The organism is Nesterenkonia pannonica, from assembly GCF_019575955.1.
GTDB classification, from domain to species: Bacteria; Actinomycetota; Actinomycetes; order Actinomycetales; family Micrococcaceae; genus Nesterenkonia; species Nesterenkonia pannonica.
Window position 1 is genome coordinate 1,278,072 of the sequence record NZ_CP080575.1, and the last position, 19,280, is coordinate 1,297,351.

The window sequence follows — 19,280 nt, forward strand, 5'->3', positions numbered from 1 at the left end:
CAGCGGTTGAGCTGCAGCACCACGTCTTTGTCCTGGTCGGTGGGTCCCGCCTCCAGGAGAGCGACCTGCACAGCGGGGTCCTCGGAGAGTCGGGCAGCTACTGCCGCACCGGCGGAGCCGCCGCCCACGACCACGTAGTCGAATGTTTTTTCTTCAGCCATCATGTTCTCCTTCAGATTCACTGACCCGGCATCCGGAACCAGCCGCTGACGGCCGGTGCGGTGTTTTCGTAGATGTGCTTGGCCTCGCGGTACTCGTCGAACCCGGCGATGCCGAGCTCGCGGCCCACGCCGGACTGCTTGAAGCCGCCCCACTCGGCCTGCGGCAGGTAGGGGTGGTAGTCGTTGATCCAGATGGTGCCGTGCCGCAGGCGTGAGGATACGCGGTGGGCCGTGCCCGAGTCGGAGGTCCAGACGGCTCCGGCCAGCCCGTAGACCGTGTCGTTCGCCGTGGCGATGGCCTCCTCCTCTGTAGTGAAGGTCTCGACGGTGATGACGGGGCCGAAGGACTCCTCGGTGACCACGTGCATGCCGCGTTCGACGTTGTCCAGCACGGTGGGGGCGTAGAAGCAGCCGTCCTTGTGCTCCTCGCCGCCGAAGTGGCCGCCGGTGCGAAGCACGCAGCCCTCTTCGACGCCCTTCTCCACATAGGCGTGCACCTTCTCCCGGTGCTCGGCGCTGATCAGCGGACCTGTTTCGGCGTTCTCGTCGAAGGGACCGCCCATCTGGATGCTCTCCGCGCGCCGGACGAGCTCGTCCACGAACTCCTCCTTGATGGACTCCTCGACGATCAGCCGCACTCCGGCGGAGCAGACCTGACCCGAGTCGACGAATCCGGCGTTGAGCGCATTGTCCACCGCGGCTTCGAAGTCCGCGTCGGCGAAGACCACGTTGGGGTTCTTGCCGCCGAGCTCCAGGGCGATCTTCTTCACCGTCTCAGCGGCGGAGGACATGATCTTCCGACCGGTGACGAGGCCACCGGTGAAGGAGATGAGGTCGACGTCGGGGTGGGTCGACAGCGGCGCGCAAGCTGGTTGCTCCCGGGCCGGTGAGCAGGTTCGCCACACCGGCCGGGAGGCCGAGCTTCTCGAAGACGTCCATGATCAGGATGCCGGTGTGCGGGGTCAGCTCTGCGGGCTTGAGGATGAGGCTGTTTCCGGCCGCGAGGGCGGGTGCCAGCTTCCACGCGGACTGCAGGAGAGGGAAGTTCCAGGGGTGATCATCCCGCAGACGCCGACCGGCTCGTACACCACTTTGGAGATGACGGACGCGTCGTTAGCGTCGACGATGCGCCCGGCGTCCTGGTCGGCGAGCTTCGCGAAGTGCTTGAAGCAGCCGATGATGTCGTCCATGTCGATCTGAGCCTCGACGAAGCGCTTGCCGGTGTCGAGGGCCTCAGCGCGGGCGAACTCGTCCTTGCGCTCGATGAGCTGCTGCGCGACCTGCAGCAGAAACTCACCGCGCTCCGCAGCCGGAGTGTCGGCCCAGACGCGGAGTCGAATGTCTTCTTGGCTGCCGCGATGGCGGCCTCGGCGTCCTGGGCTCCGGCTTCAGAGACGATGCCGACCTCGGAGCCGTCGGCGGGGCAGATGATGGTGCGGGTCTCGCCAGAGGCGGCGGAGACCCACTCTCCGTCGATGAACAGAGTGGCGGTCATTGGAATGCTCCTGGGGTCGGATCTGGTGGGCGGTGGCGGATTCGCGGTCATCTCACGCGCCTCCGACGTCGTGCTCCACTCTAACCAGCGAAGAACGACGCCGGAACGGCACGAGAGGGTCGGTCGGCCTACTCTGACTGGTTGACTCGGGAGGAGTCCCAGTCCGTCGGGATGGTTCCGGTGTCCAACGTCACAGAGGGGCCGGGAGCCTCGTCGCTCATGGTGAGGACCGTCAAGTGACGCTCGTATGAGTCGAGCACGTCCGTGATGAGCTGCTCCTTGGTGTACCCGAAGATGTCATGGCCGGAGGAGCCGGTCGCGGAGAAGACCTCCACGCGGTGGTACGTATCTCCGGCATTGCGGAAGTTCAGCGCGAAGCTCGGCACCGCGTACTCCACCGGGTAGGCCTGGTACTTGAACACTGCCTCGTCGCCGAAGTCGACCTTGAGGTCGATCTGCTGCATTCCAGACTCGGTCGCAGTGCCTCGTTCGCAGGTGACGCGGGCGCCGCGGCGGTCATCGCCTCGGCCACCTCTTCGATGGCTAAGCATCGCCGTATTGGTCATGTACTCCTCCACCTCAGTGGGCGTCGGGTAGTGCATGTGGCGACGCAGGCGGCGCTTCCAGCGGCCCTGGCCTGGATCAGTGGCCACTGCGATCCGCTCCGACAGGGCGGAGGGAAGCTGGGCCTCTCTCGAATCCTGGGCGTAGGTCTCCATGCGCAGGGTCCTCCACACGCTGAGCATCAGGACGTAGAGCACCAGGGAGAGGGGCAGTCCCAGAATGACCGCTGCCATCTGGAGGGTGTAGATGCCGTCGAGGGTCAGCATGACCAGGGTCAGGGCGCCGATGACGGCGGACCACACCACACGGAGCCAGCGAGGGCCGTCCCCAGTGCCTGCGCTGATCTTCGAGGTGAAGTTGGCCAGCACGAGGGATCCGGAGTCGGCGGAGGTGACGTAGAACAGCAGGCCGACCACGACAGAGACTCCGATGGCGAATGTGGCGCCTGGGTACTGGGAGATCAGCTCGAAGTAGCCGGAGCCCTCAGCGTCGAGAGCGGCCTCGGCGAAGGCCGCGTCACCGCTTACGATCCTGGAGACGGTGGCGTTTCCGAAGATGGAGATCCACAGCGCGTTGAAGGCGAACGGGACCAGCAGCACACCGATGATGAACTGGCGCAGCGTGCGTCCGCGGGAGATGCGTGCGAGGAACAGGCCGACGAAGAGTGCCCAAGCCATCCACCAGGTCCAGAAGAAGATCGTCCACCATTCGAGCCATTCCCAGGACAGCCATTCCTCGGAGGTGTCAAAAGCGAAGGTCTGCGTGAGCATGCCCGGGAACATGGCGAAGAAGTCGCCGATGTTCTGCACGAGCATGTTGAGAAGGTCCATGGTCTCGCTTACGATGAGCACGTAGAGCATCAGGGCGATGGCAGCCAGCACGTTCAACTCGGCCAAGCGCCGAATGCCCTTTTCAACGCCGGAGTACGTGGAGAAGGTCACGACAATGGCTGCCAGCACGATCAGCGAGGCCTGCACGGCGAACGTCGTCTCGATGCCGAACATCATGCCCAGCCCGAAGGACAGGAAGACGACGCCGATGCCGAGGCTGGTGGCGATGCCGAAGATGGTGCCCAGCACTGCGGCGATTTCGACCGTGTCTCCGGCGACGCCCTGCGCGCGCTTGCCGATGATGGGGTACAGAGCGCTGCGGATCGCGAGCGGGAGGTGGTATCGGTAGGCGAAGAGTCCGAAGGCCATGCCTGTCAGGGCATACATGGCCCAGCCGGGGATGCCGTAGTGGAACATGGTCCACAGGGCTGCTTCCTCAGCGGCCTGCACCGTCTCCGGCTCAGCTCCTCCGGGACCCGCGAGGTAGTTCGTAGCCGGGCCGACCACGGAGAAGAACATCAGGTCGACGCCGATGCCCGCGGCGAAGAGCATCGAGGCCCAGGTGAAGAGGCTGAACTTGGGTTTGAGTGGTCGGGGCCCAAGCGAGTCTTGCCGACTCGGGTGAAGGCCACTATCAGCACGAAGACGACGATGATCGCTGCGGTCAGGATGAAGTACCAGCCGAGGTACTGGGAGAGCCAGACGAAGGCGTTCTCCATAGCCGCATAGATGGGGTCGGGCCAGATGGCGGCAGCAGCGGTGAAGACGACGATCAGGGCCGCCGAGATGATGAACACCGGCCAGTTCACGGGGGTCGAGGCGATGCGTGGGGCTTCGCCTCGGGCGAATCAGTATCTGCAGGCGCGGACGCCATGACGTGTTTCCTTTCGGTGGTATACCTCATCGGTGTGCGCAGGGGCCGTGGAGGGCGGGGCCTGCGCAGTTCCAGTGAGCTGTGTAGTCGAAGCGCACATCAGAGTAGATCAAGTGTGGATCTGTTCTCAGTCCGTTACAAGACTTTTTGTAGTTCGCGGCCAGGAATGGCTCCTGCAGGCGTCACTGTGGTATTCAGGGCGGGCCGGACCGACAGCGTGCCCGGGACGCGGTAGGTTAGATCTCTGTGGCACTGACTATCGGAATCGTGGGACTGCCCAATGTGGGCAAGTCGACTCTCTTCAACGCACTGACCAAGCAGACGATCCTCGCGGCGAACTATCCGTTCGCCACGATCGAGCCGAACGTCGGCATCGTGGATCTTCCTGATGAGCGGCTGACTCGGCTTGCTGAGATCTTCGGCAGCCAGAAGATCATTCCGGCCGCAGTCTCGTTCGTCGACATCGCCGGCATCGTCAAAGGCGCCTCCGAAGGGGAGGGGCTGGGGAACCAGTTCCTCGCCAATATTCGTGAGGCTCATGCCATCGCGCAGGTGGTCCGCGTCTTCGAGGATGAGAACGTCACCCACGTGGACGGCAAGGTGGATCCCACATCGGACATGGAGACCATCAACACCGAGCTGATTCTGGCCGACATGCAGACGCTTGAGAACGCGATCCCGAAGCTGGAGAAGCAGGTCTCGGGGAAGAAGGCCGACAAGTCCACCCTCGATGCCTACGTGGCAGCCAAAGAGGTGCTCGACGACGGCCGGACGATCTTCTCCGCTTCGGCCTCGTTGGACATGGATGAGCTCAAGCAGATCAGCCTGCTGACGGCCAAGCCCCAGATCTATGTGTTCAACGCCGATGAGTCGGTTCTCGGCTCGGAGGAGAAGCAGGCGGAGCTGCGCGAGTCCGTCGCGCCTGCTCAGGCAGTATTCCTTGACGCGAAGTTCGAGTCCGATCTGGTGGACATGTCCGCTGAAGAGGCAGCGGAGATGCTGGAGCTCAACGGCCAGGAGGAGTCCGGCCTGGACCAGCTGGCCCGCGTGGGCTTCGAGACACTGGGTCTTCAGACCTACCTGACGGCCGGTCCAAAGGAATCACGGGCGTGGACGATCAGCCAGGGTGACACGGCGCCGGAGGCGGCAGGTGTGATTCACACTGACTTCCAGAAGGGCTTCATCAAAGCGGAGATCGTCAGCTTTGAAGATCTTGTAGCAGCCGGTTCGATGAATGACGCGAAGTCCGCCGGTAAGGTCCGGCTCGAAGGCAAGGAATACGTGATGCGCGACGGCGACGTCGTCGACTTCAAGTTCAACGTCTAGCGGCTACCAGCATCGTCAAGAGGTGCAGGAAACCTCAAGAGACCCCGTCGAGGCATAGTTCGCACAGAGAGTTCACTCACGGCACAGAGCTGGCGAGGGACGTGACTTCGTAGGTATGGCCTGCCTCGCGCAGCCGCTCAACGAGAATGTTGCCGAGGGCGGTCGCCGGGGTCAGCGAACCTGTGGCAGACGGCAGACGGTCGCCGTCGAGGGCAAGTGAGAGGGCTGTCTCTCCGGCCATCACGGCGGTGGCGGCGTATCCCGGATCGCCGGGCCCAGCTGCGATGGCACGATAGCGCTGGCCGCTCACCGTGGAAGCAGTCACCTGGGAATGGAACCAGCCTGAGCGCCGCGCGGCCTCACTCGGGCCCGCACCGGGCGACGGAAGGACACGGTCCAGCAATATCCTCGTGATGGGCAGAGCCAGTGCGGCTCCGAACAGCCGCAGGCCAAGCGCCGTGGTCCCGGCGGTCACGGCGCCCACAGGCCCTCGCCCCATACCCATCACTTCGTCGTACTGCAGGGACCTGCCGTAGGCCCAACCCTGCAGGGCGTTGCTGCGACGCACGATCCGCGTATTCGCTGACGCCATGATGAAGGGCGCGGCCCACGGGCCCTCATCCGTACGGCTGACCCACCCCAGATCTGGAGGCTGCCGGGTCGCGGGCTCCGCAGTCCGGTCTGGACTGAGGGAGTAGGGGTCGCCCGCAAGGGACCGCAGCGCAGGGTCTGTCCGGATACCGTCGAGCTGCCCACGCATGGACTCGATGGTGCCGCCGCTGAAACCGCCCTTCGCCCTGGCAACGAGCTGCACTTCGGTCAGTCTGCCCTCGCCGTCAGCCTGCGCGGCCTGGTGCAGGAGGAGCACCGCGAGGTCCGACGGGACGGAGTCGTAGCCGCACGCATGGACGATCCGTGCACCTGTAGTGTTCGCAAGGGCACCCCAACGGTCGATAGCTTCACGGACGAAGGACACCTCTCCCGTCAGGTCCCCGTAGTGGGTGCCGGCGCGGGCACACGCCTCGACAACCGGCAGCCCGTATTTCGCGTAGGGACCCACCGTGGTGAAGAGAACTCTGGTGCCCGTGGCCATGGCCGCGAGCGAGTCAGGGTCCCCGTATCGGCCTCAATGATGGCCCAGTCATGGGCGGCGACGGGCAGTCTGGACCGTACGGCTTCGAGCTTTGCCCTCGACCTCCCCGCGAGTCCCACTCGCAGGTCCGGTGGAGCGTGGTGCGCAAGGTATCCAGCGATTAATTCGCCGACAAAGCCGGTCGCACCAAAGAGGACGAGGTCGTGGTTGCGCGTTGGAGCAGCCATGCCAGCAGTCTTCCACAGCAGAGACCGGGCCGGGGCTGGGCCGACCGCCGCAGCTGATCTACGCTTCACCCATGACGAATCTTGAGGGTGCGGTCGTTCTGGTGGTCGGTGCCTCAGGCGGGCTCGGCTTGCGGATCGCCGATCGGCTGGAGAGCAGCGGTGCTGTCGTTGCCCGGTCCTCGAAGTCCGCAGGGCACGACCTGCGTGAACCCACTGTGATCCGGGGGTGCTGGAATCCACGCATGCGGAGCATGGACGCCTCGACGGCCTTGTCATCGCGTCCGGGGTCGTCGCATTCGGCCCCGCTTCAGGACTTGAGCCCGCCACGGTTGATGAACTCTTCGCGGTGAACACGACCAGTGCGATCGAACTCATCACTCAGAGCCACCCCTACCTCGCGGCCTCGGCAGATGACGGCCGGAAGCCCTTCGTGGTCACGCTGAGCGGGTCGTCGCTGAGACACCCGTCGCCGGAGTGGCAGCGTATTCCGCGTCCAAGGCGGGGCTCGCGGCTTTCGCTGTTGCAGCGGCTCGCGAGTACCGTCGCGATGGCATCCGAATCATGGACGCCCGCCCCGGGCACACCGGCACCTCGCTGTCCGAGCACCTGATCGCCGGGTCTGCGCCGTCATTCCCAGAGCCGCTGGACCCGGACCGCGTGGCAGAGCGGATCGTCACTGCGATCGTGGACGGCGAGAAGGACCTGCCCAGCACCGCGTTCTGAAAGCGGTGAGAAGCCGAGATGGACTCCGGATGGGGTCCATTGCTGATGCTCGGGGCATCGCTCGAGCGGTCGGCTATGCGGTCTGGGCAGTGGAGCGCTTCAGCAGCCAGAGGAGGTAGGGCGGTCCGAGCACGGCCACTACCAGTCCGGCGGGCAGCTGATCCGGTGCAATGACAGTCCGCCCGAACGTGTCCGACAGGGACACAAGAGCGGCACCCAGCAGGGCTGACATGGGCAGGAACCAACGGTGCTCGCGGCCCATCAGCATGCGCGCCATATGGGGCGCGGCGAGTCCCACAAAGCTGATCACGCCGATGCCGATCACCGCGACCGCCGAGAGCAGCACGGCGATGATCAGCGCAGCAGCGCGTACCCAGCCCAAGCGCACTCCGAGTATCCGTGGGGTGAGTTCATCGATGCTGATGATGTCCAGTTCCCGCTGCAGCAGGATCAGGACCGGAACGGACAGCACCAGCAGCAGAAGGATCGGGGTGAGATCGCCCCACGTGGTCCCGAACGTGGAGCCGCCCAGGAAGGAGATCGCCATTGCTTGGTTGTACGGGTTGGTGGTGGATATCAGCAGTTGGGTGATGGCCTGCGCTGCCGTCATCACGCCGATGCCGACCAGCACCACCTTTTCCGGGAACCGCCGCGCGGACTGGCCAGAAGGAACACGATCAGCCCGGCCAGCGCCGCGCGGCTGGCAGCACCGGCGGACATAGTCCACGCGGAGGAGGTGAAAAGGATCATGGCGATGACGGCGTCGGCCGCCGGAGGCGGCGACGCCGAGGATTCCTGGGTCGGCCAGCGGATTCCGGGTCACGCTCTGCACCAGGGCACCGGCGATGGCGAGCACGGCACCTCCCAGGACGGCGGCGGCGACGCGTGGGCTGCGGAAGTTCAGGGTGATCTCGATGGCGCTGGCGGCCTCACCGCTGAGCCACAGCTGGATGTCCCCGACGCGCAGCCACCAGTCACCCAGCAGCAGCCCTGCGCCCATGAGGATCAGCAGAAGCAGCGCTGCGGCTGCGCTGAGGCTGACCCGACGGCTGAGCGTGATGCGGTGCGGCAGCGGCAGTGCGGAAACCTCCTGATGGCTGGCTGCGCTGCGCAGCCGGACAGCCAGCACCACGAGGAAGACCGCCCCCACCAGGGAGGTCACCACGCCGGTGGGAATGGCGACCGCGAGATTGGGTCCGGCGACGGCGAATGCCAAGGCGCGCACCGCAACGTCGGACCCGATGACGATCAGCGCACCCACCAGGGCAGAGCCTGTGAGTGCCCAGGCGGATCGGCCGAAGCGTATGACCTTGGCAGAGGCCAGCCGCACGATGGCGGGTGCGCACAGGCCGACGAAGCCCAGTGGTCCGACCATCGTCACCGCGGCGGCGGAGAGGGCCACGGCGCAGATCAGCAGCGCGCCTCTCAGGAATGCGACGTTGACGCCCATGGACCGTGCGGCATCTGTTCCCAGAGAGAGCACATCGGTGCTTCGGGTCAGCATGACCAGGCCGAGGGCTGCCCCCACCACCACGGGAAGCAGGGGCAGCAGTCCGGAGAGCCCGGAGAGGTTGAGCGTCCCAGCGCCCCAGAGGAACAGCCCTGCGTGGACTGAGCGAAGATCATCAGCAGGGCTGCGGTGACCGAGGCCAGGCCCATGGCAACGACAGTTCCCGCCAGAACGAGCCGAATCGGCGCATGCTCGGAGAGCCCAGCGAGGGCGAGCACCACTCCTGCTGCGATCCCGCCTCCGAGGAACGCGAGCCCGGCCGAGCTCAGCGCCGGCAGGGAGACGCCGAACGCTGCTGCGGCGGTGAGTGCCAGGTGGGCCCCGGCATTGACCGCCAGCGTGTCCGGTGAGGCCAGCGGATTGCGCGTCATGGCCTGCAGAGCACAGCTTACTGCCCTGAGGGCGGCGCCGACGACGAGTCCCCGACCAGCCGCGGCAGGCGCGAGTCCAGCGCCAGTGCCCGCAGATCAGCAGCGGCCTCGGTGTCGCCGGGAGTCAGGACGGCCGTCAGCAGCTCCCACGGTGATGCTGCCGAGGTCCCCTGAGTCAGGTGCACCGCTGAGAGCAGCACCAGGGCGGCCGTGCCGAGCACCAGAGCCGCAGTCGCCGCCACACGTGCAGCGGCGGCGGCGTGCGTCACCTGTGGTCCTGCGGTGGGCGCTTCTGCTGCCAGGTGCTCCGGCTCAGCCCTGGTCCTCAGTGAGTTCACTGGTCTCCGGCAGTCTCGACCGCTGTCTCGCTGAGGTATTCGATCCACTGCGTCGCCGAAGCGGGGCCGCCGTAGATCCAGATGCCGTCCACGGGGTGCATGGCATCGTTCTCCACGAATCCCAGGGAGTTCCATACGGAGTTGCTCTCGAGGGGCCTCGAAGGGATCATCGGGGTCAGACTCCGAGGTCCACCAGTACAGGATGGCGTCCTCGTCCAGAGCGGTCAGTCCCTCGACGTCTGCCTGGCTGATGTCATACGCCTCGTCGCCTTCGTCCTGCCACGCGGATTCGAGTCCGATCTCCGTTCCGAGGGTCTGAGCCAACGCGCCGGGACCATGCATGCGGAATGTGGCGGTGTTGCCTTCCACCGTGGGGTAGACCAGGACGAAGGGTGTTCCTTCAGCGCCCGCGTCGGCTATGGCGTCGGCCGCGGTGTCCCGGGCATCCTCGAATTCCATCCAGGCCTCATCGGCTCGGTCCTGCGCACCGAGAAGCTCAGCGGTCATGAAGAAGTTGTCCTGCATGTTGCCGAGGGGGTCAGACGCCTCGGCGCCGGGCTGCAGCACGACGGGCGCGATCTCTTCGATATCCTCCAGAAGGCCGTCCGGGACGGAGCTGTCAGCGCCGAGAATCAGGTCAGGGTCGGCCTGGCCGATGGCCTCCAGACTGGGTTCGGTGCGCAGCCCCACATCGGTGGCGTCGTCATCCACTGAAACTGCTGTGGCCCACGCTTCGTAGCCCTCGAGGTCTGCGACTCCGACGTGAGTGCCGCCGAGCGCCTCCACGTTCTCAGTCTGCGCCCATTCGAGGGTGACCACGCGCTGGGCGGGGGCGTCCAGCGTGATCTCCTCGCCTCGGTAGTCCGTCACGGTGACCGGCGCGGACTCTGCGGGCTCGGAGTTACTTTCCGCCTCGTCGACTTCGGTGGTGCCGCAGGCAGTCAGACCGAAGACGGCGACGGCTGAGGCCGCGGCCGCGCCTCGCAGGCGCTGTGGAAGGTTCATGGTGGGCAGGGGTCCTTTCGGTCACGGGTATGGCTTGGGGGTGAAGGTGCGGTCGGCGGTGAGGCTCAGGCGGACAGCAGAACCGGCTCTGCTGCGCCGTGCTGCTGATGCGGGTGCCGCGCCCGGCGCGACGGGCGCGGACAGCGAGCCCGCCCTGAGGCATGGGCAGCACATCGATGCGCACGCCGAAGATCTCAGTGAGCCTGTCGCCCGTCATGACTTCTGCTGGAGCGCCAGAGGCAACAATGCGTCCTCGGAGACGAGGATGACGCGGTCCGCGATGTCGGCGGCCTGCTCCAAGTCATGCAGGACCACCCCTATGGTCAGACCGTGCTGATCGGCCAAGTCGCGAATCAGGTCCAGCAGGCTCATCTGGTGCTTGAGGTCCAGGAACGTGGTGGGCTCGTCCAGCAGGAGGACGTCCGTCTCCTGGGCCAGGCAGGCGGCCAGCCACACGCGCTGCAGCTGCCCCCGGAGAGCTGGGTGACCGGGCGGTCACGCAGCGCCTCAAGTCCGGTCAGCCGAATGGCGCGCTCCACGGCCCGCTGGCTCTGGGCGTCTGCACGGCTGAACTGCTTCCGGTGCGGGTGCCTGCCGAGCTCAACAATGTCGGAGACGGTCAGGCCGCCGGGGTGGGGCGCTGCTGGGCGAGGATCGTGAGACGTTTGGCAAAGGCCCGCGGGGAGAGTGCAGAGGTGTCGTCCCCGTTGAGTGTGACGGTCCCAGTGGTGTCGGCCAGCCTGCAGATGCCGCGCAGCAGCGTGGACTTGCCGCTGCCATTGGGTCCGATGAGCGCCGTGACGGTGCCGGGGGTCAGTTCGACGTTCGCGTCCACGACTACGGACGCGGCCCCATAGGACACCGACACTGACTCTGTCCGAAGCGCAGGAGGAGCGTGATGATTTTGCACATCTGAATGTTAACAAAAGGAAAGAAGGCTTGCCTCACCTAATTCGCTGACATGGGTGGGTCTCCGGGAGTCAGCGCCCCATGCGTCGCCTCGCGTCAGGCCAAAGGACTGGGCGCCGAGGCTCCTGCGCTCCTTCAGAACAGCGGCCAGGGAACCGCGGGCATCCCTGCGGGGAGCTGGGAACCGTGCTTCTGAGCGAAGCGCCGCGCAGCGCTCAGCGAGCGACGCGATCTCTTCGTCAGTCAGCAGCTCCGCGAGGTCGCGGCCCAGCTCGCCCTGGAGCCCTTCGCTCACGCAGTCAATACCCTCAAGTTCCTCGGCGGTCAGAGCCTCTCCCAACCACCCCCAGAGGACCGTGCGCAGCTTGTGCTCGCGGTGGAAGGTGAGCCCGTGGTCCACGCCGTACCTGTGGCCGTCCGCCATGGCGAGTATGTGGTCGCCCTTGCGGTCAGCGTTGTTGACGATCAGGTCGAACACCGCCATGCGCCTCAGCGCTGACGAGTCCTCATGCACCAGGGTGACCATGCGTCCTTTGTCATCCTGGCCCTGCAGAACATGCTTCCAGCCCGTCTCCGGCGCATGCTCCTCCTCGACCAGGTCGACGGCGCTCTGCTCAGGGTCCTGGTCCTGCCACAGCTGCACCATTCCTCACCCAAAGGGCCGTCGCGCAGCCAGGTGTGCGGAACCACGCCCCAGCCGAGAGCCTCTGAGACGCGGAAAGCGGCCACCTCCCGCTGCGCCAGGCAGCCGTCGGGGAAGTCCCACAGGGGAGTCTCACCGTCTATCGGCTTATAGACAACGAGCGCGTCACCGATGCTGCCCAAAAATGTTGCGTTGGAAGCCGTCCTGATACGACCTGTGAGCGTCAGCTCGCTGGCCATGAGGTCCGTGGCTGACATCAGCCCTCAGGAACGATGCAGGTATGCCCGTCGGCGTCGATCGGGTAGCCGCAGAGCGGGCACGCCGGGCGTCCGGCGCCGACAATCTCATGGGTGCGCTTTGCGAACGCGCGGGCAGTGCCCACCGGCATTCGCACCACCAGCATTTCGCTGTCGGGCGAGCTGTCCTCATCGGGGCTTCACCGCCCTCATCGCCGTCGGCGTCCGTGATGGGGTAGGCCTCGATGACGACCTGGGCGGTGGTGGGGTCCCATCCCAGGCTCATAGTGCCGGTGCGGAAGCGCTCCTCGACGGCCTCAAGCTGGTCATTGTCGACAAGCTCCGGGAGTGCTGGTGGGCACGCTGAACCGGTTGCCCTCCACGCTGATGAGCTGGTCCAAGATCTCATCGATCTTCTCCGCGAGCAGAGCCGACTGCTGCTTCTCGAGGGCGACGCTCACCATCTGGGTCCCTGCGCGCACCTGCAGATAGAACGTGCGCGCCCCGGAAGGCCGATGGTGCCGACGACGGCCCGGTCAGGCCAATCAAAATCGTGAACACGAGCAGGCATAGCACCATTCTAGGCCTTGCGGGTCAATGTGGCTTGTTTCCTGCGCCCCGCCTACCGGCGCATCGCCCGACTGGATGCCCTTCGACAGCCACGACAGATCGCCCCCGTCGGTGTTCGTCGCGTGGACGCTCGGCTTACCAGTGCCGTAGCGCACAATCGATACGGATGCAGGGCCCACACTGATGCGCTGGAACAGGTCCAGGTGCATGCCCAGGGCGTCGGCCAGAATGGATTTGATGATGTCGCCGTGGCTGACCGCCGCCCACACGGCCTCGGGTCCGTGCTCGGCTTCGACGGCTGCATCGTGACGGCGGATCGCGGCCACCGACCGAGCCTGCATTGCGGCCATCGACTCACCGCCGGGAAAAACGACTGCGGACGGCTGGGACTGCACCAGCGACCACAGGTCCTCGCCCGCGAGATCGGTCAGACTGCGACCCTGCCAGTCGCCGTAGTCGCACTCGATGAGGTCAGACTCGACCGGTGCGGACGGTGCGCCCGCCTGGCGATCGAGGATGTGCCGGGCGGTCTGCTGACAGCGCTCAAGGGGGCTGGAGACCACCGCCGCCAGCGGAACGGCCGCGAGCCGCTCGGCGGTGAGAACTGCTTGATCGCGTCCCACCTCGTCCAAGCTGACGCCGCATGGCCCTGCCTGCCAGCAGCCCCGTGGCATTTGCTGTGGTGCGGCCATGCCGCACGAGAATTGCTGTCGCCATCTTGCAAGCTTATCCACGCGGGCGAACAGCGCGTCACACGGTCGGCGTCGCCTCCCTGACGACACGCATAGAGTGGCTCGACAGAGTCCTCATCGCCAGCATGGAGGTCACGACACCGTGAGCGCACCGCCGACGTCCGAACCGACCGAGCAGCCCGGGCGGGTTGAGACGGCCGAGAATCTCGCCGCCAGGCTTGACCGCCCCATGGGAGTCCTCGGGGTGCTGTTCCTGTTCGTGTTGCTCGGGCAGCTGCTCGTGACAGAGCCCACCTGGAGCCGCGCCCTGACCATCACAGGGTGGATGTTCTGGATCGTCTTCGTCGCCGAATTCATCCTGCGTGCTTACATCGCGCGCTTCCAAGCAGCGTTCTGGCGGCGTAACTGGTGGCAGGTGATCTTCCTCCTCGTACCCTTCCTGCGATTCGTCAGAGCGCTGCAGGCTGTGAGGCTGCTGCGCGTCGCACGAGTGGCGCGTGTCGGAAGCATCGTCTCCGCCGGAGTGCGCGGCTCGCGCTCGGCGGGCAGACTGCTGTCGAGCCGCATCGGATGGCTGGCAGCCGTGACGGGGTGGTCATTCTGGCCTCAAGCCAGCTGCTCTACGCCTTCGAATCGCAGACGAACTACGGCACCGCCCTCTACGAAGCTGCGCTGGCCACCGTCACCGGAACGGGCATCACCACTGAGGACCCGCTCTCCAAAGCTGTCCAGCTGGTGCTGGCGGTGTACTCCGTAGGCGTTTTCGCCACACTCGCTTACTCGCTGGGGCGTTCTACCTTCGCGGCGAACAGTCATCGGACGTCGCCGCGCCGCTTGGTGAATCGGGTGCTGAGTAAAGTCGTAACCATCCCTGCTTCCTTGTGCGGGGCCCGAGAGGAGGCGCAGCTGTGGAACAAGAGCTTGAGATCGTCATTGAAGGATCCGAGATCGCGGTTATCGGCGACCCCGTTGACGTGGAGGAGTTCCTCCACGCACAAGGGCTGGACTCTGCCCCATCTCTAGAACTCGACATGCGACGTCTGGGACCTTTGCTGGGCGCGGGAGGCATGGTCGCGAGACTGGGCTCTGACGTCGCCGAGAACTCGGGACGATGGGTCAAGCTCACCAATGAATCCGCGAAGGCCATGAAAGCGAACGGTCTCATGCCCACTGGGCAGCATGGTGTCAGCCACGCCATGGTCGGCAAGTCAGGCGAGATCAAGCAATGGCTCCAGGTCGTCAACAAAGCACCAGCGCTCGTGGGCGGTCCCATGGCGTTGGCGGCCGTAGCGGCGATGATGCAGCAGCGAGCAATGCAGCAGCAGATGGACGAAATCGTCGGCTACCTCCAGCAGATCGACGCGAAAGTGGAAGAGGTGCTCAATGCGCAGAAGGACACCGTGCTCGCCGACATGACCTCGGTCGAGTCGGTTCTCCGGAAAGCTTTCAACGTGCGTGAGGGGTCGGGGCAGGTTTCGACATCACGTGGTCGAAGCTGCAGGGTACTGAGCAGGCCATCGACCGCACCCGGGATTACGCAGTACGTCAGTTAAATCGCGTTGCCGACAAGCTTGCCGATAAGAGTGGGGACTTCGGAAGGACAGCCAAGGCCACCCGCCGAGCTGAGTCTGAGGTCCGTGAATGGTTGGCGGTACTTGCACATAGCTGGCGTCTGCAGGAGGCGCTTCATGTTCTTGAACTGGATCGCGTTTTTGAGTCTTCCCGGAGCATCTGGAGGGGCACCGCCAAGGGCTCAAGGCTTCGCGTGAGCAAGACCTCGAAACGCTCACCCACAGCACCGACAAGCTGCTCAGCCAAATGATGCAGACCATCGAGGCGGCCAACTCCAAAGTACTGCTTCACCCTCGAAATTCTCCCGCAGCCGTTCGGTCGAGCAGTCAGCCAGCCCAGGCCCTCCACGAATTTCGTGGCCTGCTCGGGCTAGATCCCGAGATCGACGCCGAACAGCTCGAAGTGAGGCGGTGGTTCGACGCAGCCGGGGAACGCGCCGAGAGAGCCGTGGATGGAGGGGTCGCAGTAGCCGGTAGGGCGAAGCAGCTTGGTGCACAGACCGCGGGACGGGCATCCGACGTGGCCAGTAATCTGAGCTCACATATTGCGCGCAGAGGTGACCGCCGGAATTAGAACGCACTCTCGCAGATGAGAGTAGGAACGCATATAGACGGTCAGCAGCGCTGAGGGACACACTGAGCGCATGTGGTTCGACTCCTGGTCCGACATTCTGCGCACCCTGCTGGTCGGCACTGCCGCCTACGTCACGCTGATCGCCGTCCTGCGGCTCACCGGCAAACGCACGCTCGCCCAGCTGAACGCCTTCGACTTCGTCGTGACGGTGGCGCTCGGCTCCACCCTGGCGACCATCCTGCTCAACGCCGACGTGTCCTGGCTCGAAGGCGCCACCGCCCTCGCACTCCTCGCCGGGCTGCAGTACGCGATGGCGCTGATGTCCCGTCGTCGCCCGATCGTCAAAAAGGTGATCACCGCCGACCCCGACGTTCTCCTGCTCCACGGGCGCGTGGACCATGAGGCCCTTCGACGGCACCGCATGACCGAAAGCGAAATTCGCCACGCGGCCCGACAGGCAGGCACAGGCGACCTCAGCAGAATCGCTGCGATCGTCCTTGAAACCAACGGTGCCTTAAGCGTCATCAGCGAACAGGAGTGGGGCGACGCCTCAGCCTTGAAAGGCACGAACCTCAGCCCGCGCGCGACGAGCGGACCTGAGTGAGCGCCGCGTTCGGCCGCCTCCGTTCCGGACGCGCCGACTACAGGGCAGTCTGCGGCGCAGCGAAGACAGTCCTCACCGCAGGCGCATAGAGCACCGATTCCGGCTTCCGGTCCGCGACGCCCGCGAAGCCTGCGGCCTCCAGGAGGCCATCGTCCAGCCGCAGCAGCTCCGCACGCTGCAGAGGCCACGGCTCATGGTGATTCCGGCAATAGATGGTGCGCCCTCTGCGGCGCTCATGGAAGCCCCACCTGGCTGTCAGGAACGTCGACAGCGGATCTCCTGACATCTCGCCCTCGCGGGCACCCTCAGGCGTGGGTCGGATCGCGAACTCTGAGGCAGCGCTCCTGCGGCCGTGCCGAACCGTTCGGTACGCCACCTCGTCGTCTGTGCGCTCGCGCTTCATCGACGCCCACTGGTACCGCAGTCCGAAGGCCGCCCGGGCCACCATCACCGGCACCAGGTGGGATGCCTCCAGGCTCCGGAACACGACGCCGCGCTTACTCTGCGCATCGACCGAGTACAGGCGGACGTTCACCTCTGGGAACGAGCCCAGCCACGGGATGCGGGGACCTCCGAAGAATGAGCTGTCAGACATCTGAAAGCCCACGAGGCCGACCCACGAATCACCGTCGAACACGTCGGCGGAGCAGCCAGGCGGCATAAAGGGCTCCACCGCCTCAGGATCGACCCGCCAATGGAGGAAGACGACATCGCTCCACCGCTGCCCCAGAATGGCACGGCTTCCCAGCGGCGGCGGCTGTCGAGGCAGATGGTTCACTGCTCACAGCATAGATCAGCACGGCCGGTACAGTACGCCGCGGGAGGCCCACATGGATCAAGCAGACGAAACGCGCAGCCGAAGCCGGACGAGGGACGCACTCTTCGGCCCAGCATCAGCCCCAACGCTGCACGTGATGACGTGGAACATTCTGGCGGCGCTCGCATGGGCCTGCACTGCGTGCCGCGGATCGGTGGGACACGAGGGCTCCGCACCTGCGGGACCTTCTGCGCGCAGAGATGCCCACTGTGCTGGGAGTGCAGGAAGCGCTCCCGGACCAAGCCGAGTGGGTGCACGCAGCCCTGGGAGACAGCTACGGCCGAGTGGGCTATGGACGGGCGCGCGACGGCGGCGACGAGGCCGCCCCCATCTTCTACGACGCGCAGAGGCTGGAGCTGCTCGACTGGGGCCAGCACGCGCTCTCCCGTAAGCCAGGCGAACCCGGCTCCAGGTCATGGGGCAGCATGTTTCCGCGCGTCTTCGTTGCCGCATCCTTCCGCGACCGCGACACCGGCATGCGGTTCCAGATGATCAACACCCACCTGGACCACCTCTCGGCCTGGGCGCGGCTGATGAGCGCACGTGCCCTGAGCGCCGCCGTGCAGGCTTGCCCCACCCCTCGTTCATCACCGGCGATTTCAATACCGGTCCGGCGGCCGCCCCAATGCGGCATCTCCGCGAAGCCGCGCAGATGCGCGATGCGTGGACGCTGCCGAGAGCCGGCACAGCGAGGAATGGGGCACATTCTCGCGATATCGGCCGCCTCGGGCCCCCGGCAGACGCATTGACTGGATCCTCGCCTCACCCTCCGTGCGCGTCACCGCAGCGGGGATCAGCACCGCACGGAACGCCCAGCGGGGATCGGACCACCTGCCTGTTCAGGCGCAGATAGAGTTGCGCTGATGAGCGAATCCCCGCAGCCCACACGCTGGGTGACCGAGACCAAAGAGGGTCACTCCCGGTGGTACATCGACCGGTTCCGCACCCTCGCGCAGGAGGGTGAGGACCTCGTGGGCGAGGCCAGGCTCCTCGATGCCATGGTTCCCGGGGAGCACGAATCCTCGACGCAGGCTGCGGGCCCGGACGCCTCGCCGCAGAGCTCCACCGCAGAGGCCACACCGTCCACGGTGCGGACGCTGACCCGGAGCTGATCGCCGCGGCCGAGGAGGACAACCCTGGTCCGGCGTACTCAGTCGCTGACCTCGCGGAGCTCAGCCTGAGCGCCCTTGGAGCATCAGCACCGTTCGACGCAGCGCTGATGGCCGGAAACGTGATGGTGTTTCGCCCCGACACCGAGACTCAGGTGCTGAGCAGGCTCCGCGACTGCCTCGTCCCCGATGGGCCGCTCGTGGTCGGGTTTCACACCGACCGGCACCTGAGCCTCACGGACTTCGACCAGTACGCGGCCGCCGCCGGGTGGCGCCTGGAGCACCGCTTCGCCACATGGGACCTCAAGGCGTGGCATCAGGATGCTGATTTCGCCGTCTCTGTCCTCCGATGAACGAACGGACATGCCGCAGCCGCGGCAGCGCCCTCACGACGAGCACTCCGGCCCCGGCACAGTGGAGACCACGGCGAGCACCCCGTAGCCCACGGAGACCCGGATTCCGTCCGCTGCCGGAAGCCCGCTGATGGAGAAGCTCCATGCCGAAGCCGCCTCGCGCAGGCCCCACCTGCCGACGCCCACCGGAACAGACATTCCGGCCAGCGCCACAGCCGCAGAGCTGGGCAGCACCGAAGCCGGAACGGTCGGCTCCAGTATTGCCGTCGAGAGCATGAAGATGGACGCGAAGCACAGCCATCCCAGCACGGACAGGGCCACCACCTGGATGACCTCGACGGCCGACAGCGCCCTCATCCACCGGGCGGCGATGCCCCCGGCGATCAGAGCTGCCACCAGGCATCCCGCGGCGGCAAGGGGCGCGAGCGTCAGCAGCACCGTCCCGGCAGCGGCAAAGACCACCGCGGTGCCCACCAGCCGTTCGGCGGCCATCGAGGCGAAACCCCGGGCGAAGGCCCGACGTCGGGAATCCGCCGCAGCGTCGGTGCTGTCGTCGGCAGCGCGCAGCACGTCGCCGCATGATGCCGCCCGGCATCACGCTGTTGAGGAACGCTGCCTGCCAGCACCTGGCCACCGCAGCGCCGACCGAGACACGGATGCCCTGGTGCCCAGCGACGATGCGCCA

General features: G+C 65.9%; 15 protein-coding genes and 7 pseudogenes. 7 read left to right on the plus strand and 15 right to left on the minus strand.

The genetic code is table 11. The features are described from left to right. Nucleotides 1–2: 2 nt before the first annotated feature. From K0H76_RS09320 to K0H76_RS09335, 4 genes and pseudogenes are all read right to left on the minus strand, one after another. Nucleotides 3–161, minus strand: a pseudogene (locus tag K0H76_RS09320) (GMC family oxidoreductase N-terminal domain-containing protein); the annotation flags it as partial. 17 nt (nt 162–178) lie between these two features. Next, a pseudogene (locus K0H76_RS09325) lies at nt 179–1,656 on the minus strand (aldehyde dehydrogenase family protein). A gap of 128 nt (nt 1,657–1,784) precedes the next feature. Beyond that, nucleotides 1,785–3,602 carry a choline BCCT transporter BetT gene (gene betT, locus K0H76_RS09330; protein ID WP_258935237.1) on the minus strand — a complete coding sequence of 606 codons (1,818 nt, stop codon included), beginning with the start codon at nt 3,600–3,602 and terminating at the stop codon, nt 1,785–1,787. Beyond that, entirely contained in the window at nt 3,569–3,859 is a 291-nt protein-coding gene (locus tag K0H76_RS09335) for a BCCT family transporter (protein WP_258935238.1), read from the minus strand. Before K0H76_RS09335 ends, betT begins: the two co-directional genes overlap by 34 nt. Before the next feature lie 311 nt (nt 3,860–4,170). Between K0H76_RS09335 and ychF the strand changes: the two genes are divergently transcribed. Beyond that, a complete protein-coding gene (ychF, locus tag K0H76_RS09340; protein ID WP_146338923.1) occupies nt 4,171–5,250 on the plus strand; it encodes a redox-regulated ATPase YchF in 1,080 nt (359 codons plus the stop codon). A 76-nt stretch (nt 5,251–5,326) separates the two neighbouring features. Here the strand turns inward: ychF and K0H76_RS09345 are convergent. Then, nucleotides 5,327–6,570: pseudogene (locus K0H76_RS09345) on the minus strand (saccharopine dehydrogenase NADP-binding domain-containing protein). 561 nt (nt 6,571–7,131) lie between these two features. On the opposite strand from K0H76_RS09345, the gene K0H76_RS09350 reads away from it, so the two are divergent. Next, entirely contained in the window at nt 7,132–7,293 is a 162-nt protein-coding gene (locus K0H76_RS09350) for a hypothetical protein (RefSeq protein ID WP_258935239.1), read from the plus strand. A gap of 73 nt (nt 7,294–7,366) precedes the next feature. Here K0H76_RS09350 and K0H76_RS09355 read toward each other — a convergent pair whose 3' ends face one another. The 8 genes and pseudogenes from K0H76_RS09355 to K0H76_RS09390 all read right to left on the minus strand — a co-directional run bounded on the left by K0H76_RS09355 (nt 7,367) and on the right by K0H76_RS09390 (nt 13,592). After that, nucleotides 7,367–8,836, minus strand: a complete 1,470-nt coding sequence (locus K0H76_RS09355) for an iron ABC transporter permease (RefSeq protein WP_258935371.1) — start codon at nt 8,834–8,836, stop codon at nt 7,367–7,369. Then, nucleotides 8,791–9,174: an iron chelate uptake ABC transporter family permease subunit gene (locus K0H76_RS09360; protein ID WP_258935240.1), complete on the minus strand. Its 384-nt coding sequence runs from the start codon at nt 9,172–9,174 to the stop codon at nt 8,791–8,793. The genes K0H76_RS09355 and K0H76_RS09360 overlap by 46 nt, the downstream gene beginning before the upstream one ends. A gap of 17 nt (nt 9,175–9,191) precedes the next feature. After that, the gene (locus tag K0H76_RS09365) at nt 9,192–10,517 is read right to left on the minus strand and encodes an ABC transporter substrate-binding protein (protein WP_258935241.1); all 1,326 of its coding nucleotides are present in this window, start codon (nt 10,515–10,517) and stop codon (nt 9,192–9,194) included. 213 nt (nt 10,518–10,730) lie between these two features. Beyond that, the gene (locus K0H76_RS09370; RefSeq protein ID WP_258935242.1) at nt 10,731–10,973 is read right to left on the minus strand and encodes a hypothetical protein; all 243 of its coding nucleotides are present in this window, start codon (nt 10,971–10,973) and stop codon (nt 10,731–10,733) included. 163 nt (nt 10,974–11,136) lie between these two features. Next, nucleotides 11,137–11,352: an ABC transporter ATP-binding protein gene (locus K0H76_RS09375; RefSeq protein ID WP_258935243.1), complete on the minus strand. Its 216-nt coding sequence runs from the start codon at nt 11,350–11,352 to the stop codon at nt 11,137–11,139. 209 nt (nt 11,353–11,561) lie between these two features. After that, nucleotides 11,562–12,326: pseudogene (locus tag K0H76_RS09380) on the minus strand (SCO1664 family protein). Then, a pseudogene (locus K0H76_RS09385) lies at nt 12,326–12,876 on the minus strand (DUF3090 domain-containing protein). Before K0H76_RS09385 ends, K0H76_RS09380 begins: the two co-directional pseudogenes overlap by 1 nt. Next, nucleotides 12,851–13,592: pseudogene (locus K0H76_RS09390) on the minus strand (MSMEG_4193 family putative phosphomutase). The pseudogenes K0H76_RS09385 and K0H76_RS09390 overlap by 26 nt, the downstream one beginning before the upstream one ends. Before the next feature lie 545 nt (nt 13,593–14,137). On the opposite strand from K0H76_RS09390, the gene K0H76_RS09395 reads away from it, so the two are divergent. The 3 genes from K0H76_RS09395 to K0H76_RS09405 all read left to right on the plus strand — a co-directional run bounded on the left by K0H76_RS09395 (nt 14,138) and on the right by K0H76_RS09405 (nt 16,316). Continuing rightward, nucleotides 14,138–14,590 (plus strand): hypothetical protein, encoded by a 453-nt coding sequence (locus K0H76_RS09395; RefSeq protein ID WP_258935244.1) that lies wholly within the window; start codon nt 14,138–14,140, stop codon nt 14,588–14,590. 44 nt (nt 14,591–14,634) lie between these two features. Beyond that, complete coding sequence (locus K0H76_RS09400) at nt 14,635–15,120, plus strand: hypothetical protein (protein ID WP_258935245.1); 486 nt, start codon at nt 14,635–14,637, stop codon at nt 15,118–15,120. Nucleotides 15,121–15,782: 662 nt separating this feature from the next. After that, nucleotides 15,783–16,316, plus strand: coding sequence for a DUF421 domain-containing protein (locus K0H76_RS09405; protein WP_258935246.1), 534 nt, complete (start codon nt 15,783–15,785; stop codon nt 16,314–16,316). Between the two features lie 37 nt (nt 16,317–16,353). Here the strand turns inward: K0H76_RS09405 and K0H76_RS09410 are convergent, their stop codons facing one another. Then, nucleotides 16,354–17,094 (minus strand): DUF2071 domain-containing protein, encoded by a 741-nt coding sequence (locus K0H76_RS09410; RefSeq protein ID WP_258935247.1) that lies wholly within the window; start codon nt 17,092–17,094, stop codon nt 16,354–16,356. 239 nt (nt 17,095–17,333) lie between these two features. Here K0H76_RS09410 and K0H76_RS09415 point away from each other — a divergent pair, with 239 nt between their 5' ends. Continuing rightward, complete coding sequence (locus K0H76_RS09415; RefSeq protein WP_258935248.1) at nt 17,334–17,882, plus strand: hypothetical protein; 549 nt, start codon at nt 17,334–17,336, stop codon at nt 17,880–17,882. Nucleotides 17,883–17,996: 114 nt separating this feature from the next. After that, nucleotides 17,997–18,595 (plus strand): annotated as a pseudogene (locus K0H76_RS09420) (class I SAM-dependent methyltransferase). Between the two features lie 33 nt (nt 18,596–18,628). On the opposite strand, the gene K0H76_RS09425 reads toward K0H76_RS09420, so the two are convergent. Continuing rightward, on the minus strand, nt 18,629–19,165 hold the full coding sequence (locus K0H76_RS09425; RefSeq protein ID WP_258935249.1) for a hypothetical protein: 537 nt from the start codon (nt 19,163–19,165) through the stop codon (nt 18,629–18,631). Between the last annotated feature and the right edge of the window lie 115 nt (nt 19,166–19,280).

Bases quoted from the DNA above. Each gene is read 5' to 3' on its own strand.
- betT (WP_258935237.1), bottom strand. From the start codon at position 3,602: ATGCTCTTCGCCGCGGGCATCGGCGTCGACCTGATGTTCTTCTCCGTG.
- K0H76_RS09350 (WP_258935239.1), top strand. From the start codon at position 7,132: ATGGACGCCCGCCCCGGGCACACCGGCACCTCGCTGTCCGAGCACCTG.
- K0H76_RS09360 (WP_258935240.1), bottom strand. From the start codon at position 9,174: ATGACGCGCAATCCGCTGGCCTCACCGGACACGCTGGCGGTCAATGCC.
- K0H76_RS09365 (WP_258935241.1), bottom strand. From the start codon at position 10,517: ATGAACCTTCCACAGCGCCTGCGAGGCGCGGCCGCGGCCTCAGCCGTC.
- K0H76_RS09395 (WP_258935244.1), top strand. From the start codon at position 14,138: ATGGCTGGCAGCCGTGACGGGGTGGTCATTCTGGCCTCAAGCCAGCTG.
- K0H76_RS09400 (WP_258935245.1), top strand. From the start codon at position 14,635: ATGGTCGCGAGACTGGGCTCTGACGTCGCCGAGAACTCGGGACGATGG.
- K0H76_RS09405 (WP_258935246.1), top strand. From the start codon at position 15,783: ATGTGGTTCGACTCCTGGTCCGACATTCTGCGCACCCTGCTGGTCGGC.
- K0H76_RS09415 (WP_258935248.1), top strand. From the start codon at position 17,334: ATGCCCACTGTGCTGGGAGTGCAGGAAGCGCTCCCGGACCAAGCCGAG.